18 protein-coding genes are annotated in these 12,697 nt (G+C 76.5%); 7 read left to right on the top strand and 11 right to left on the bottom strand.

Features of this window, described 5'->3' with window-relative positions; genetic code table 11:
• Positions 1-2: 2 nt before the first annotated feature.
• Positions 3-482 carry a heme-degrading domain-containing protein gene (locus tag J5O08_RS14180; protein WP_147795906.1) on the top strand — a complete coding sequence of 160 codons (480 nt, stop codon included), beginning with the start codon at positions 3-5 and terminating at the stop codon, positions 480-482.
• 81 nt (positions 483-563) lie between these two features.
• Here the strand turns inward: J5O08_RS14180 and J5O08_RS14175 are convergent, their stop codons facing one another.
• The 7 genes from J5O08_RS14175 to rpmB form a co-directional block, all read right to left on the bottom strand.
• Positions 564-1,214, bottom strand: coding sequence for an alpha/beta family hydrolase (locus J5O08_RS14175; protein WP_308281626.1), 651 nt, complete (start codon positions 1,212-1,214; stop codon positions 564-566).
• A gap of 86 nt (positions 1,215-1,300) precedes the next feature.
• The gene (rpmF, locus tag J5O08_RS14170; RefSeq protein WP_218707536.1) at positions 1,301-1,471 is read right to left on the bottom strand and encodes a 50S ribosomal protein L32; all 171 of its coding nucleotides are present in this window, start codon (positions 1,469-1,471) and stop codon (positions 1,301-1,303) included.
• Positions 1,471-1,593, bottom strand: a complete 123-nt coding sequence (gene ykgO, locus J5O08_RS14165; protein ID WP_034227039.1) for a type B 50S ribosomal protein L36 — start codon at positions 1,591-1,593, stop codon at positions 1,471-1,473. Before ykgO ends, rpmF begins: the two co-directional genes overlap by 1 nt.
• A complete protein-coding gene (locus J5O08_RS14160; RefSeq protein WP_218707534.1) occupies positions 1,590-1,853 on the bottom strand; it encodes a type B 50S ribosomal protein L31 in 264 nt (87 codons plus the stop codon). The genes ykgO and J5O08_RS14160 overlap by 4 nt, the downstream gene beginning before the upstream one ends.
• Positions 1,854-1,864: 11 nt before the next feature.
• Positions 1,865-2,170 (bottom strand): 30S ribosomal protein S14, encoded by a 306-nt coding sequence (rpsN, locus tag J5O08_RS14155; RefSeq protein ID WP_218707531.1) that lies wholly within the window; start codon positions 2,168-2,170, stop codon positions 1,865-1,867.
• A complete protein-coding gene (rpmG, locus tag J5O08_RS14150; protein WP_203668967.1) occupies positions 2,170-2,337 on the bottom strand; it encodes a 50S ribosomal protein L33 in 168 nt (55 codons plus the stop codon). Before rpmG ends, rpsN begins: the two co-directional genes overlap by 1 nt.
• Positions 2,337-2,573, bottom strand: a complete 237-nt coding sequence (gene rpmB, locus J5O08_RS14145) for a 50S ribosomal protein L28 (protein WP_218707529.1) — start codon at positions 2,571-2,573, stop codon at positions 2,337-2,339. Before rpmB ends, rpmG begins: the two co-directional genes overlap by 1 nt.
• Positions 2,574-2,627: 54 nt before the next feature.
• Here rpmB and J5O08_RS14140 point away from each other — a divergent pair, with 54 nt between their 5' ends.
• Positions 2,628-3,734, top strand: coding sequence for a GTP-binding protein (locus tag J5O08_RS14140; protein WP_218707527.1), 1,107 nt, complete (start codon positions 2,628-2,630; stop codon positions 3,732-3,734).
• A 78-nt stretch (positions 3,735-3,812) separates the two neighbouring features.
• Entirely contained in the window at positions 3,813-4,082 is a 270-nt protein-coding gene (locus J5O08_RS14135; protein ID WP_147795912.1) for a Rho termination factor N-terminal domain-containing protein, read from the top strand.
• Between the two features lie 102 nt (positions 4,083-4,184).
• Here J5O08_RS14135 and J5O08_RS14130 read toward each other — a convergent pair whose 3' ends face one another.
• Both J5O08_RS14130 and aztD read right to left on the bottom strand, forming a co-directional pair.
• Positions 4,185-5,108 (bottom strand): metal ABC transporter substrate-binding protein, encoded by a 924-nt coding sequence (locus tag J5O08_RS14130; protein WP_218707526.1) that lies wholly within the window; start codon positions 5,106-5,108, stop codon positions 4,185-4,187.
• A 113-nt stretch (positions 5,109-5,221) separates the two neighbouring features.
• Positions 5,222-6,574 carry a zinc metallochaperone AztD gene (gene aztD / locus J5O08_RS14125; protein ID WP_218707525.1) on the bottom strand — a complete coding sequence of 451 codons (1,353 nt, stop codon included), beginning with the start codon at positions 6,572-6,574 and terminating at the stop codon, positions 5,222-5,224.
• 78 nt (positions 6,575-6,652) lie between these two features.
• Here aztD and J5O08_RS21865 point away from each other — a divergent pair, with 78 nt between their 5' ends.
• Complete coding sequence (locus tag J5O08_RS21865; RefSeq protein ID WP_255589888.1) at positions 6,653-7,162, top strand: ATP-binding protein; 510 nt, start codon at positions 6,653-6,655, stop codon at positions 7,160-7,162.
• A 49-nt stretch (positions 7,163-7,211) separates the two neighbouring features.
• A complete protein-coding gene (locus tag J5O08_RS14115; RefSeq protein ID WP_218707523.1) occupies positions 7,212-8,387 on the top strand; it encodes a PP2C family protein-serine/threonine phosphatase in 1,176 nt (391 codons plus the stop codon).
• Between the two features lie 41 nt (positions 8,388-8,428).
• On the opposite strand, the gene J5O08_RS14110 is transcribed toward J5O08_RS14115, so the two are convergent.
• Positions 8,429-8,932, bottom strand: a complete 504-nt coding sequence (locus tag J5O08_RS14110; protein WP_218707522.1) for a metallophosphoesterase — start codon at positions 8,930-8,932, stop codon at positions 8,429-8,431.
• Positions 8,933-8,983: 51 nt separating this feature from the next.
• Entirely contained in the window at positions 8,984-11,062 is a 2,079-nt protein-coding gene (locus J5O08_RS14105) for a SpoIIE family protein phosphatase (RefSeq protein ID WP_218707521.1), read from the bottom strand.
• A gap of 223 nt (positions 11,063-11,285) precedes the next feature.
• Here J5O08_RS14105 and J5O08_RS14100 point away from each other — a divergent pair, with 223 nt between their 5' ends.
• Both J5O08_RS14100 and J5O08_RS14095 read left to right on the top strand, forming a co-directional pair.
• Complete coding sequence (locus J5O08_RS14100; RefSeq protein WP_217614918.1) at positions 11,286-12,041, top strand: SDR family NAD(P)-dependent oxidoreductase; 756 nt, start codon at positions 11,286-11,288, stop codon at positions 12,039-12,041.
• A 124-nt stretch (positions 12,042-12,165) separates the two neighbouring features.
• The coding region (locus J5O08_RS14095; RefSeq protein ID WP_218707520.1) for a hypothetical protein at positions 12,166-12,697 on the top strand (532 nt) is incomplete at its 3' end.

Raw genomic sequence — 12,697 nt, 5'->3', positions numbered from 1 at the left:
CCATGAGCGACGACACCGAGGTCCGGGCCCTGATCGCCGAGGTCGAGCGGCAGGAGCGCGACCTGCGCTTCGCCACCTTCACCAACGACGACGCGTGGGAGCTCGGGACGCTGCTGGTCCGGCTGGCCACCGAGCGCGGGCTGCCCGTGACCGTCGACATCCGGCGCGGCGCGCAGCAGCTGTTCCACGCCGCGCGGCCCGGGACGGTCGCGGACAACGACTCCTGGATCCAGCGCAAGGTCCGGGTCGTCGAGCGGTTCGGCACGTCGTCGTACCTGCAGGGGCTGCGGGCGCGCGCGAAGGGGACGACGTTCGGCGCGGTGCACGAGCTGCCGCTGCAGGAGTACGCCGCGCACGGCGGGGCGTTCCCGGTGCACGTCGAGGGAGTCGGGGTCGTGGGCGTGGTGACGGTCTCGGGCCTGCCGCAGGCCGACGACCACGCCCTGGTGACGGAGGCGGTGCGGACCTTCCTCGACGGCTGACCCGCGCCGGCGAGGTCGAGGGTTCCCGGCGAGGTCGAGCGGTTCCGCGGGGGCTCCGGCGGGAGACCCTCGACCTCGGCGTCAGAGCCCGGGAAGGACCGTGGGGAGCCAGGCGGTCACCGCCGCGGCGACCGCCGGCGGGGCCTTCTTCAGGGAGTGGTCGCCCGGGACCGGGACCACCGTGCGGGTCGGCGACGTCGGCGGGGTGCCGTAGGGGTCGGTCGTGCCCTGGACGACCAGCACGGGAACCCCCGCGGCGTCGAGCTCGGGGAGCCGGCTCGGGGCGTCCGGCCGTCCCGGCGGCTGCGTCGGGAACGCCAGGCAGAGCACGCCGGCGGCGCCGGTGGCGAGCGCCGTCCGGCACGCGGTGCGGGCGCCCGCCGACCGGCCGCCCGTGACCAGCGGGGCGTCCAGGGCGCGGGCCCGCAGGTCCGCCACGACGGCGGCCCATGCCTCGTCCAGCGCGGGGCCGCGGGGGCCTACCCGCTTGCCGGCGACGCGGTAGGGCTGCTCGACGAGCGCCACCGCCAGGCCCAGCGCCGTGGCGGCCGCCGTCACCGCGCGGAGGTCCGGGGCGTCGACCCCGCCGCCGGCCCCGTGCCCGAGCACGAGCGCGCCGGGCACGCGCACCCGCCCGTCCGCGCCGGGCGCGGCCCCGGCGGGCAGGTGCAGGTGCGCCCGCGCGGGCCCCTGCGGGGTGTCGATGTCGAGGCTCGGGACGTCGGGGCTCACGCCCGGCACGGTACCCGCGGCCGGCGCGGCGACGCGGCCGGGGTGAGGTCGTCACTCGTGCGTGACGACCTCACGGCCGGGGGCGGTCAGCACGGGTCGACCAGGCCGCGCTCGACCGCGCGGAGCAGGCGGCGCGGGACCTCGACCACGCGACCGTCCGGGGTGCGTGCCGTGACCAGCGGCACCGGGGTCGCCTTCCACTGGGATCGTCGTGCGCGGGTGTTGCTCCGGGAGAGCTTCCGCTTCGGGACCGCCATCAGCCCTGCCTCGCCTTCCAGCGCGGGTTCTTCTTGTTGATCACGAAGGTCTTCCCGTGGCGGCGCACCACGATCGAGCCCTCCTTCTTCTTGAGCGACGCGAGCGACGCGCGCACCTTCACCGGGTCTCCTCGGGGGTGCTCAGGCCGTAGCGCTGCCGGAACTTCTCGACGCGGCCCGCGGTGTCCAGGACGCGGGACCTGCCCGTGTAGAACGGGTGCGAGGCGGAGGAGACGTCGACGTCGACGACGGGGTACGTCCTCCCGTCCTCCCACTCGACCGTCTTCTCGGACGTGATCGTCGACCGGGTCAGGAACGCGAAGTCCGCGCTGACGTCCCGGAACACCACGGGTCGGTACTCGGGGTGGATGCCCTGCTTCATGCCGATCTCCTTCACCAGCTGGACTTCGTGACACCGGGCAGCTCGCCGCGGTGCGCCATCTGCCGCATCCGCACGCGGGACAGCCCGAACTTCCCCACGTACCCGCGGGGCCGGCCGTCGGCGACGTCCCGGTTGCGGACGCGGGTGGGGCTGGCGTCGCGGGGGAGCGCCTGCAGCGCGGTGCGCGCCGCGACCCGCTCGGCCTCGGACCGGTGCGGGTCCACCGCGGCGGCCTTCAGCTCCAGGCGCCGCTCGGCGTACCGGGCCACGACGGCCCGGCGCTGCTCGTTCCTCGCGATCTTGCTCTTCTTGGCCATCAGCGCTCTTCCTTGAAGTCGACGTGCCGCCGCACCACGGGGTCGTACTTCTTCAGCACGAGGCGGTCGGGGTCGTTGCGGCGGTTCTTGCGGGTGACGTAGGTGAAGCCGGTCCCCGCGGTGGAGCGCAGCTTGATGATCGGGCGGACGTCGGCGGCCCGGGCCATCAGAGGCGCTCCCCGCGGGCGCGGATCCGGGCCACGACGACCTCGATGCCGAGCTTGTCGACCGTCTTGATGCCCCGGGCCGAGACGGTCAGCGTCACGTGCCGGCCGAGCGAGGGGACCCAGTAGCGCTTGCGCTGGATGTTCGGGTCGAACCGGCGCTTGGTGCGCCGGTGCGAGTGGGAGATCGAGTGGCCGAACCCGGGCGACGTGCCGAGGACCTGGCAGTGAGCGGACATGCGAGCCATCATAGGTAATGAGAATCGTTCGCGACAAGCGCTAGGCTGAGCCGCATGTCCCGACGCGACCTGACGCCCCTGCTCGTGCTCGCCACCGTCGACCCGCTGCTCCGCGACGCCGTCGCGTTCGGCGTCGTCGTCGACCGGCCCCGGACCGTCGTGCTGCGGCACGACATCGTCGACGGACCCGACGGCGGGGGCATCCGCCGGGTGGTCGCGGACGCGTCCGGCGTCGTCGAGGACGTGCTGGTCCCGCTCGAGCACGCCTGCCTCAGCTGCTCGGTGCGCGAGGACGCGGTACCCACGCTGGAGCGGCTCGCGCGCGACCCGCGCTGGGACGCCGTGCTGCTCGCGCTCCCGGTGTCGGCGGAGTCGTTGCCCGTGACCCGCGCGCTCGGCTGGGCGGTCCGCCGCGGGGGCGGGCTGCGGTCGCTGCGCCTCGCCGGGGTCGTCGCGGCGCTCGACCTCGCGACGTTCTCCCGCGACCTGCTCGGTGACGACCTGCTCGACGAGCGCGGGCTCGCGCTGACCCAGGACGACGGCCGTGCGGTCGGCGAGGCGCTCGCGGCCCAGGTCGGGCACGCCGACGTCGTGCTGGTGGCGGGCGACCCGGCGGAGCACCCGGTCGCGTCCGACCTGCTCGACCACGTGCGGGCGGCCGACGGTCGCCGGGTGGACGGGGTGTACGCCGCGGACGTCGCGGCGCTGCTCGCCGGGCAGCACGACGTGCGCGCCGGTGACCGGCGGCTCGACCCGCGGCTCGCCGCGCCGGTGCCGGGTGCGCCGACCGAGCACGGGGTGTGGACGCTCGAGCTGAGCGCCGACCGGCCGCTGCACCCCGAGCGGCTGGTGGCCGAGGTCGCCCGGCTCGGGCAGGGCCGGCACCGCAGCCGCGGGCACTTCTGGGTGCCGAGCCGGCCGGACTCGGTGTGCGTGTGGGACGGCGCGGGCGGGCAGCTCAGCGTCGGGGCGCTCGGCACCTGGGGCCGGCGCGCGGCGGGGACGCGCCTGGTGTTCACGGGGGTGGAGGACGTGCGGGCCGACCTGCTGGCGGCGTTCGACGACGTGCTGCTGACCGCCGACGAGCACGCGCGGGGCCTGCACCCGTGGCTCGGTGCGGACGACGTGCTGGCGCCGTGGCTGGGGGACCGCGCGGCGTGATCGGCGTCCGGATGCGGGCGCGGCGGGCAGGGGGGATGGTCGTCAGGGTCGGACGTCGTCCAGATCGAGGAGGTCGCCATGCCGCGCCGTGACCCGGGCCCGAGCGTGAAGGACAAGGGGCTCTACGAAGAGCTCCGCGACGAGGGCAACAGCAAGGAGAAGTCCGCGCGCATCGCCAACGCCGCGGCAGCGCGCGGGCGGTCGTCCGTCGGGAAGAAGGGCGGCGAGTCCGGGTCCTACGAGGACTGGACCGTCGAGGACCTGCGCAAGCGCGCGGCCGAGATCGGCATCGAGGGCCGGTCGTCCATGAAGAAGGCCGACCTGGTGGACGCGCTGCGCTCGCACTGACGGGCGCGCACAGCCCCGTCGGTGGAAGGTCGTGACGGACACGCCGACGGCGAGTCGGTCACAACCTTCCACTGGACGCGGGGGTGGCCCGTCGTCCCGGGCTCACGCCTCGCAGGTCAGCCCGCCCGTCAGCGCCGCCAGGTTGTCCCGCATGACGTCGAGGTAGTCCCGCTCGTCGTCCTCGGCCAGCCCCTCCAGCGGGTCGAGCACGGCCGTGGCGACGCCGAGGTCGTCGGCGAGCGTCTGCGTGACCTTGGGGCTGGTGAGCGTCTCGAAGAACAGCGTCCGCACGCCCTCGGCCTCGACCGTCGCGGCGACGTCGCGCAGGCGGGCGGGCGACGGCTCGACCTCGGGGTCGATGCCGCTCAGCCCCACCTGGTGCAGCCCGTACCGCTGCGCGAGGTAGCCGAACGCCTCGTGCGACGCGACGAGCGTGGCGCCCCGGCAGGCGGCCAGCCCGTCGGCGAGCTCGGCGTCCAGGGCGTCCAGGTCGGCGACCAGGTCGTCCGCCGCGGCGGCGAACTCGTCCGCGTGCGCCGGGTCGACCTCCGCGAGCGCGTCCGCCACCTGGTGCGCGACGTCGGCGAGCCGGGTCGGGTCGAGCCAGAAGTGCGGGTCGAGGCTGTCGCCGGCGCCCGGCGCGACGCCGTCCGGCGCGACCTCGAGCCCCGCGGCCTCGGCGGCGTCGACCACGTGCGCGGGGGAGGTGGCGGCGACGGCGGCGTCGGTCGCGGCCTGGAACCCGGACAGGTAGACGACGAGGTCGGCGGCACCCAGGCCCGACACCGCGCTCGGCGACAGCTCCAGGTCGTGCGACTCGCCGCCGGGCGGGGTCAGCGAGGTGACGGCGACGTGCTCGCCCCCGACCCGCTCGGCCACGAACTGCAGCGGGTAGAACGCGGCGACGACGTCGTGCCGGTCGTCGGCGTCGGCGGGGGAGCAGGCGGCGAGGCCGGCGGCGAGGGCGACGGCGGCCGCGGCGGCGAGGGTGCGGGTGAGGCGGGGGCGGGTCGTGCTGCGGGCCACGGGGTTCCGTCCTTCCGGGTCGGGGTGCGCCGGAGTGGAGCGCCCTGCCCGACACGCGCGGCGTGTCCCGGCAGCACGCTCCACTCCGGGGGTGCGAGGGGTGGCCCAGGGGGTCAGCCCTGGGTGGTCTCCTCGTCGTGCGCGTGGTCGTGCTCGTCCTCGTGCGCGTGGTCGTGGTCCTCGTGCTCGTCCTCGTGCGCCCCGTGCTCCGCCACGGCGCCCGAGACGCCCGCGATCTCGTTCGGCGTCACCTCGAGCTCGGCCGACAGCCAGACCTCGCCGGTCTCGACGTCGACCGCGTGCACGCTGTTCGTCGCCGGGTCGGTGATGTACGCCGAGCCGTCCAGGACCGTGATCGCCGGGCGCGGCTGCTGCCACTCCTCGGGCTCCTCCCAGGCGTCGATCACCGGGACGGACCGCACGACGGTGCCGGACTCCGGGTCGATGACGTGGAGCGCGCCGTCGGTGCCGAGCACCAGGGCCTCCCCGGCGTCGCCGCGGGCGAGCGAGCGGAACGTGTAGGACGCCGGCAGGTCGACCAGGCGGATCGACGCGTCGCGGGTGTCGATCAGCGAGACCCGGGTCGGGCGCTCCAGGTCGGCGTCCGGGTCGGACTTGTAGTCGCCGAGCACGTACGGGGAGGCCTCGGAGCCGGCCTGGTTGCCGATGCGGCCGTAGGCGTCGGGGGCGGTGACCTTGGTCAGCGCGCCGCCGGCCCAGACCACGGCCCCGTCCTCGCAGCCGATGACGACGGCCTCGTCGGCGGCGACCGCCTCGCCGTGCACGCCGGGGCAGGTGTCGATCGCGGCGATCTCGGTGTTCTCCGCGTCGAGCACCCGCACGCCGGTGCGCGCGTCCTCGTCGCCCTCGGACACGACGAGGGTGCCGTCGGTCAGCTCGACCGCGACGCCGTGGTGCGCGGACGGGGTGGTGTACTCGCGGGTCGCGGCCTCCGGGTCGGCGAGCGCGTCGGAGTCGACGACGGTGACCTGGCCGGTGCCGTCGTCGAACAGGGCGGTCCGCCCCTCGTGCCGGACGGCGTGGCCGGGCTTCTCGGCGGGCCACAGCACGTCGGTGAGGACCGGGTCGCCGGTGAACGAGTGGGTGTGGTCGCCGTGCGGCTCGGTCCAGGTGCCGGCGTCGAGCACCTGGAAGCCGCCGGTGGTGGACACGAGGACGTGCCGCTCGTCGCCGGCGGCGTTCAGGCGGTTGAAGCCCGCCAGCTCGATGTCGGAGACGACCTCGAGCGTGTCGGCGTCGAGCACCTGGATGCCGCCGTCGTAGGTGAGCGCGAGGCGGGGCTTCGCGGTGGCGACCTCGGTGGCGGCGGGGGCGGCCGTCTCCTCGGTGGTCGCGGAGGGCTCCGCGGCGGCGTCGCCGGAGCCGCAGGCGGCGAGCAGCGCGGCGGCCACGCCGAGGCCGAGCGCCCCGGCGAGTCGGGGGCGGGTACGGGTCGAAAGGGTCATGTGGGGGGCCGGCGGTCGCGGGGCCCGTGCGGGCGCACGGGTGCCCTCGCCGCCGTCTCCTCTCCGGTCGCGGGTCGGATGATCAGCGCGGTCACGCTAACACAACTGATACTCAGTCTCATTACCGATCGCGCGTGCACCCGACCCGCGACCGGCGCACGCTCACCAGGCCGCGTCGAGCCGCTCCCGGGCCTCGGACGGCAGCACCAGGCGCACGCCCGCCATGGCGGTGCCGAGCTGCGCGAGGCGCGCCTGTGGGACGCCGCGCCCGAGGTGCCCGACCTCGACCGGCTGCGGTTCGAGACCGCGGTCATCGAGATCGCGACGAACGTCGTGCGGCACACTGTCCCGGTCGGCGACGGTCCCGTCCGGGCGAGCGTGCTGCTGCGCGCGGACCCGGCGCGGCTGGAGGCCGAGCTCACCGACGACGGCGCGCCCGTGCGGGTCGACCTCGACCCGGCCCCGGTGGACGACTTCGCCGAGAGCGGGCGGGGGATCGCCCTGGTGCTGCGGGCGGTGGACAGCCTGAGCCTCGCGCGCGAGGGCGGGCGCAACACGTGGCGGCTGGCCCGGGACCGCTCGGCCTGAGCGCCGCCGTCCGTGCGCAGGTCGGCGGCCGTGACGTACGGTCGTGGGGATGGCCACCGACACCACGCACCTGGAGGACGACCGGGTCGCGGCACTGCACCGCCTCGGCGTCCTGGAGACCCCCGCCGAGGACCGGTTCGACCGCGTCGTCCGGCTCGCGCGCCAGCTGTTCGGCGTGTCGACCGCGATCGTCTCGCTCGTCGACCGCCAGGTCGTCGTGCACAAGGCGATGGTGGGCTTCGACGAGCCGGTCGTCCCCCGCGAGGAGTCGTTCTGCGGCACGACGGTCCAGCAGGACCGGATGCTCGTCGTCCCCGACGCCGCCCAGGACGAGCGGTTCCGGGACAAGCCGTTCGTCGTGGGCCCGGACGGCCTCCGGTTCTACGCCGGGCAGCCGCTCGTCGCGCCGGGCGGCTACCGCGTCGGCACGCTGTGCATCGCCGACCAGCAGCCCCGGCAGTTCGACGCGGACAGCGCCTCGCTGCTGCGCGACCTCGCCGCATGGGTCGAGAAGGAGCTCGTGATCGACTCCGAGCTCGAGCGCGCCGCCCAGGTGCAGGCCGGGCTGCTGCCGCGGTCCGCGCCGGACGTCCCGGGGTACGAGGTCGCGGGCGCCTGCCTGCCGAGCCGGGCCGTGGGCGGCGACTTCTACGACTGGACGGCCACGCCTGGCGGCGTCGTCCTCAGCCTGGTCGACGTCATGGGCAAGGGCGCGGGCGCCGGGATCATGGCGGCCTCGATCCGCGCGGTGCTGCGCGGCTCCGCCCACGGCGCCGACGTCGCGCAGTCCCTGCTGTACGCCGGCGCGATCCTGCACTCCGACCTGTCCGGCGCCGGGGTGTTCGCCACCGCGTTCCACGCCTCCCTCGACGCCGCGACCGGCGACCTCTGCTACGCGGACGCCGGCCACGGGCTCACCGTCGTCGTCCGCGCCGACGGGTCCGACGAGCGGCTGCCGGCGACCGGGCTCCCGCTCGGCGTCCTGGACGAGGAGGCCCGCGAGCAGCGGGTCGTGCACCTCGGTCCGGGCGACCTGCTGCTGACGTTCTCCGACGGGCTGCTGGACCTGGTCGACGGCACGCTCGCGGGGCTGCCGCCGGTGGTCGACGCCGTCCGGGGCGCCGGGTCCGCGGACGCGGCGGTCGACGCGGTGCTGCGCCTCGCGGCGGGAGCGGCCGAGCGGCCGGACGACATCACGGTCGTGACGGTGCGCCGGGCGGGCTGACTCGCGGCGCCCGGCGGTGGCGCCCGGCGCGGCGCGTGCGCTCAGGCGCGCCGCGGCACCGGGTGCAGCACCACGTCGTGCAGCGCCCCGCCCTCGGCCCGGGCCGTCAGGTAGGTCCCCGCCGGCTGCCGGCGGCGGTCGGTCGGCGAGCCCGGGTTCAGCAGGCGCAGCCCGCCGGGGGCGACGGTGTCCCACGGGATGTGGCTGTGGCCGAACACCAGCACGTCGGCGTCGGGGTACGCCGCGGCGCACCGCGCCTCCCGTCCCGCCGCCTGCCCGGTCTCGTGCACGACCGCGAACCGCAGCCCGCCGAGCTCCGCGCGGGCCACCTCCGGCAGCCGGGCGCGCAGGTCGGGCCCGTCGTTGTTGCCCCAGCAGCCGACGAGCCGCCGCGCCCGGGCCTCCAGGGCGTCCAGGAGCGCCACGTCGACCCAGTCGCCCGCGTGCAGCACGACGTCGGCGGCGTCGACCGCGTCCCACACCACCGGGGGCAGGTCGCGGGCGCGGCGCGGGACGTGGGTGTCGGCGAGGAGCAGCAGGTCCACGGGGCCTCCGGTGTCGGGCGGTGTCGGGCGGGGTGGGCGGGGTCGTCCCGGTCAGGCGGCGCGGCGCAGCGCGACGACCGTGAGGTCGTCCTCGGGGTGCCGGGGGTCGACCAGCGACAGCACCGCGTCGGCGGCCTGCTCGGCGGTGCGCGTGCCGCGCACCGCGCGCCCCACCTGGTCCAGGTCGTCGAGCGACCCGCCGAGCGCGTCGAGCACGCCGTCGGAGAACGTCACCAGCAGCTCGCCCGGGGCCAGCCGGGCGCGGGCGCTCACCCGGTCGGGCCCGGGGGCGATCCCGAGGGGCAGGCCGGTCGCCGAGAGCCGGCGTGCCGTGCCGTCCGGGCCGACGATCAGGGACAGGCCGTGCCCCGCGTCCGTGTACGACACCTGCCCGTCCGCCGCGTCGACGTAGGCGCGGAACATCGTGACGAACGCGCCGGCGTTCGCGAGGTCGGCCGTCATCGCCCGCTCGGTCGCCGCCAGCGTGCCGGCCACGTCGTGCAGCGCGAGCTGAGCGTGCAGCACCGAGCGGGTGGTGGCGGCCAGGATCGCCGCGGCCGGACCCTTGCCCATCACGTCCGCGAGGGTGAGCACCAGGCCGTCCGCGACGGGCTGCCAGTCGTAGAAGTCGCCGCCGACCGACCCCGCGGGCACGAACCGCGCCGCGAGGTCCAGGCCCGGCACGTCGAGCGTGCGCGACGGCAGCAGGCTCGCCTGCACCTGGGCCGCCCGGCGCAGCTCCGTGCGCTCGGCCGTGACGTCCCGCAGCACCGTGACCGCGCCGCCGCCGGCCGCGGCGGGCAGGGGGGAGGCCGAGAACGTGACGATGCGCGGCTCCGTCGCACCCGGCACCCGCACGAGCAGGTCCGCCTCGCGCACCTGCTCGCCCGCCAGCGCCCGGCGGAACGGCAGCTCCGCGTCCGGCACCGGGCTGCCGTCGAGGCGCGCGAGGTGGGCCAGGTCCGCGTCGCCCGCACCGTCGGGCGCGGTGCGGCCGGTGAGCAGCAGGCCCGCGGTGGGGTTGCGCACCACCACGCGACCGGCTGCGTCGACCACCCGGACGCCCTCCGACATGGTGTCCACGACCGTCGCCAGCAGCGTCGCCTGCTCCTGCGCGCGGTCCCGGGCGGCCTGCAGGTCCGCGACCAGGAGCGCCCGCTCGTCGCGGGCGATGGCGAGGGCGAGCCCGATCACCGCGACCAGCCCGACGTAGAGCTGGGCGATCGCGACCTGGGCCGTCGGGTCGGGCAGCTCCGCGAACGGGCCCGACCCGGCGAGCGTGAGCTGGATCGCGACGACGCCGCACAGCGTGGTGTGCAGCACGACCGACCGCGTCGGCAGCCGGGAGCCCGCCCACACCGTGAGGCCGATCAGCGGGAACACCACCGCGAGCCAGTCGATCTCGACGAACCACACCACGTAGAGCAGCGGGGCGAGCAGCAGCGCCGCGAGGTAGTCGGCCCCTCTGCCCTCCGTCCACCACTCGATGCGTTCGGGCACCGTGCGCGACCGGCGGCCGCGCAGCCACGCGCCGAGGGTGAAGCCGAGCGTGCCGATGCCGACGATCGCGACGGTGTTCCGCGCGCACCAGAGCAGCGCCGTGCGCCACGTCCACGGCTCGCCGCCGAGGACCACGGCCAGCTCGACCAGCGGGGCCGAGACCACGGAGCTCAGCGCGGCGCCGAGCACGAACCACCAGAGGTCGGGCACCCGCCGCAGCTGCTGGGTGCCGCGCGCGGCCCAGACGTACGGCGCGCGCCGGGCGAGCACCCACGCGCACACCACGGCCTGCACGGTCGCGGCGAGCGCGCCGATCGCGGCCGACGGCGCGGACGACCCGGTCGCGGCCACGACCGCCCCGGTCGACAGCGCGAGCAGCAGCGGGTCCAGCCACGGCCACGGCCGGCGGGCCCGCGCCACCAGCCAGAGCACCGAGACCCCCGCGGCGGGCCAGACCAGGCTGACGTCCGCGTCGGGCACCCGGTTCGCCCGGCCGAGGAGGCAGGCGGCGGCGTTGAGCAGCGTGAACAGCGCCACGAGGCGCAGGTCGCGGGCGGTCGGCCGGCGGGGCGCGCGAGGGAGCCGCGGGGTCCCGGCGGTGGTCGCGCCGCGCTGCGGCTCCGTCGTCACGCGCCCTCCCGGATGTCGTCCGTCCCCGACGAGCAGGCTACGGGGCTGCGCGCCGTGGCGCCCGGCCCGTGCAGTCCGCACCCCGGATGGCGCTGTCAAGGGCCGTCGGTCCCGGTGTGACCGTCCCGACACCGTGGACGGCCATCGCCGACCAGTCGGTCGGTGTTGACTCGGACGGGCCGCGTGCCGCGGCCCACGAGATCTGAGCGAGGAGTGACGCGTGATGGCGCGGTTCGACGGCAAGGTGGCCCTGGTGACGGGTGGCGGCAGCGGGATCGGGGAGGCCGTCGCGCAGCGGCTCGCCGCGGAGGGCGCGTCGGTCGTGCTCACCGACATCCGGCTCGAGGCGGCGCAGCGGGTGGCCGACGAGATCGTCGCGGCGGGCGGCACCGCGTCCGCGTTCCAGCAGGACACCGCCGACGCCGAGAGCTCGCGCGCCGCCGTCGAGTTCGCGGTCGCGACCTACGGCGCCCTGCACCTCGCGGTGAACAACGCCGGCATCGCGGCCCGGAACCAGCTGCCGACCGGCGAGCTCGACCTCGACGCCGACTGGCGCCGCGTCATCGACATCAACCTCAACGGCGTGCTGTACGGCCTGCGGTACGAGCTGCCTGCCATCGAGGCCGCGGGCGGCGGCGCGGTCGTCAACATGGCGTCGATGCACGCGCTCGTCGCCGCGCCGGGCAACTCCGCCTACGTCGCGTCCAAGCACGCGATCAACGGCCTGACCAAGAACGCCGCCGTCGAGTACGGAACGCGCGGCGTCCGGGTCAACGCGGTCGCGCCGGGCAACATCTGGACGCCGCTGATGGCGCAGCTCCCGCAGGACCAGATCGACGCCATCACGGCGAAGCACCCGATCGGCCGGATCGGCCGGCCGGACGAGGTCGCCGCGCTCGTGGCCTTCCTCCTGAGCGACGAGGCGTCGTTCATCACGGGCAGCCTGCACCAGGTCGACGGCGGGTACCCGGCCGTCTGACACCCGCCGCGCGCGGGCGGGCGGGCGCCGGCGACCCGCCGGGTGACCGGCCCGCGCGCGCCGGTGCGCCGGTCACCCGGCGCCGGTGGGACCTTCGTCCCGGCGATGCCGTAGCGTCGGCGCCGTGGACCCGTCCGTGCAGCGTGCGCTCGTCGTGGGGCGCCTGCTCGGCGTCGCGGCGACCGTGCTCGCGCTCGGGTCCGGTGCGCACGTGCTCGGCGGCGGCCACGCCCCGTCCGGCGGTGCGCTCGCCCTCATCGGGTCGCTCGTCCTGGTCGGTTCGGCGGCGCTCGCGCGCCGGCCCCTGACCGTGCGGGTCCTGCTGCCGGCCGCGGTGGCCGGTCAGCTCGGGGTGCACGCGGCGCTCACCTGGCTCGCGCCCGGCGCCGGTGCCGTGCTCCCGGGCGCGGCGCACGCGGGGCACGGGGCCGTGCTGCCGGGGGCGGCGGTGCCCGCCCTCGTCGGGTCCGGCGCCGGGGTCCCGGTCGACGCCGTGGTCGCCGAGCCGCACGGCGCCGGCGGGCTGATGCTCGCCGCCCACGCCGCCGCGATGGCGGCCACGGTGCTGCTGCTCGTGGCGACCGACCGCGGGGTCCTCGCGCTGGCCCGCCGCTGGGCGGCGCTGCTGCCGGCGCTCGCGGGCGCGGTGCCGGCCC

Source organism: Cellulomonas sp. PS-H5 (assembly GCF_019265565.1).
Lineage (GTDB): Bacteria > Actinomycetota > Actinomycetes > Actinomycetales > Cellulomonadaceae > Cellulomonas.
This window is presented reverse-complemented; position numbering and strand designations above follow the sequence as displayed.

Excerpts from the sequence above, each read along its gene's own strand:
- J5O08_RS14180 (WP_147795906.1), top strand. The coding sequence starts at position 3 with ATGAGCGACGACACCGAGGTCCGGGCCCTGATCGCCGAGGTCGAGCGG.
- rpmF (WP_218707536.1), bottom strand. The coding sequence starts at position 1,471 with ATGGCGGTCCCGAAGCGGAAGCTCTCCCGGAGCAACACCCGCGCACGA.
- J5O08_RS14160 (WP_218707534.1), bottom strand. The coding sequence starts at position 1,853 with ATGAAGCAGGGCATCCACCCCGAGTACCGACCCGTGGTGTTCCGGGAC.
- rpsN (WP_218707531.1), bottom strand. The coding sequence starts at position 2,170 with ATGGCCAAGAAGAGCAAGATCGCGAGGAACGAGCAGCGCCGGGCCGTC.
- rpmG (WP_203668967.1), bottom strand. The coding sequence starts at position 2,337 with ATGGCCCGGGCCGCCGACGTCCGCCCGATCATCAAGCTGCGCTCCACC.
- rpmB (WP_218707529.1), bottom strand. The coding sequence starts at position 2,573 with ATGTCCGCTCACTGCCAGGTCCTCGGCACGTCGCCCGGGTTCGGCCAC.
- J5O08_RS14140 (WP_218707527.1), top strand. The coding sequence starts at position 2,628 with ATGTCCCGACGCGACCTGACGCCCCTGCTCGTGCTCGCCACCGTCGAC.
- J5O08_RS14135 (WP_147795912.1), top strand. The coding sequence starts at position 3,813 with ATGCCGCGCCGTGACCCGGGCCCGAGCGTGAAGGACAAGGGGCTCTAC.
- aztD (WP_218707525.1), bottom strand. The coding sequence starts at position 6,574 with ATGACCCTTTCGACCCGTACCCGCCCCCGACTCGCCGGGGCGCTCGGC.
- J5O08_RS21865 (WP_255589888.1), top strand. The coding sequence starts at position 6,653 with ATGATCAGCGCGGTCACGCTAACACAACTGATACTCAGTCTCATTACC.
- J5O08_RS14115 (WP_218707523.1), top strand. The coding sequence starts at position 7,212 with ATGGCCACCGACACCACGCACCTGGAGGACGACCGGGTCGCGGCACTG.
- J5O08_RS14100 (WP_217614918.1), top strand. The coding sequence starts at position 11,286 with ATGGCGCGGTTCGACGGCAAGGTGGCCCTGGTGACGGGTGGCGGCAGC.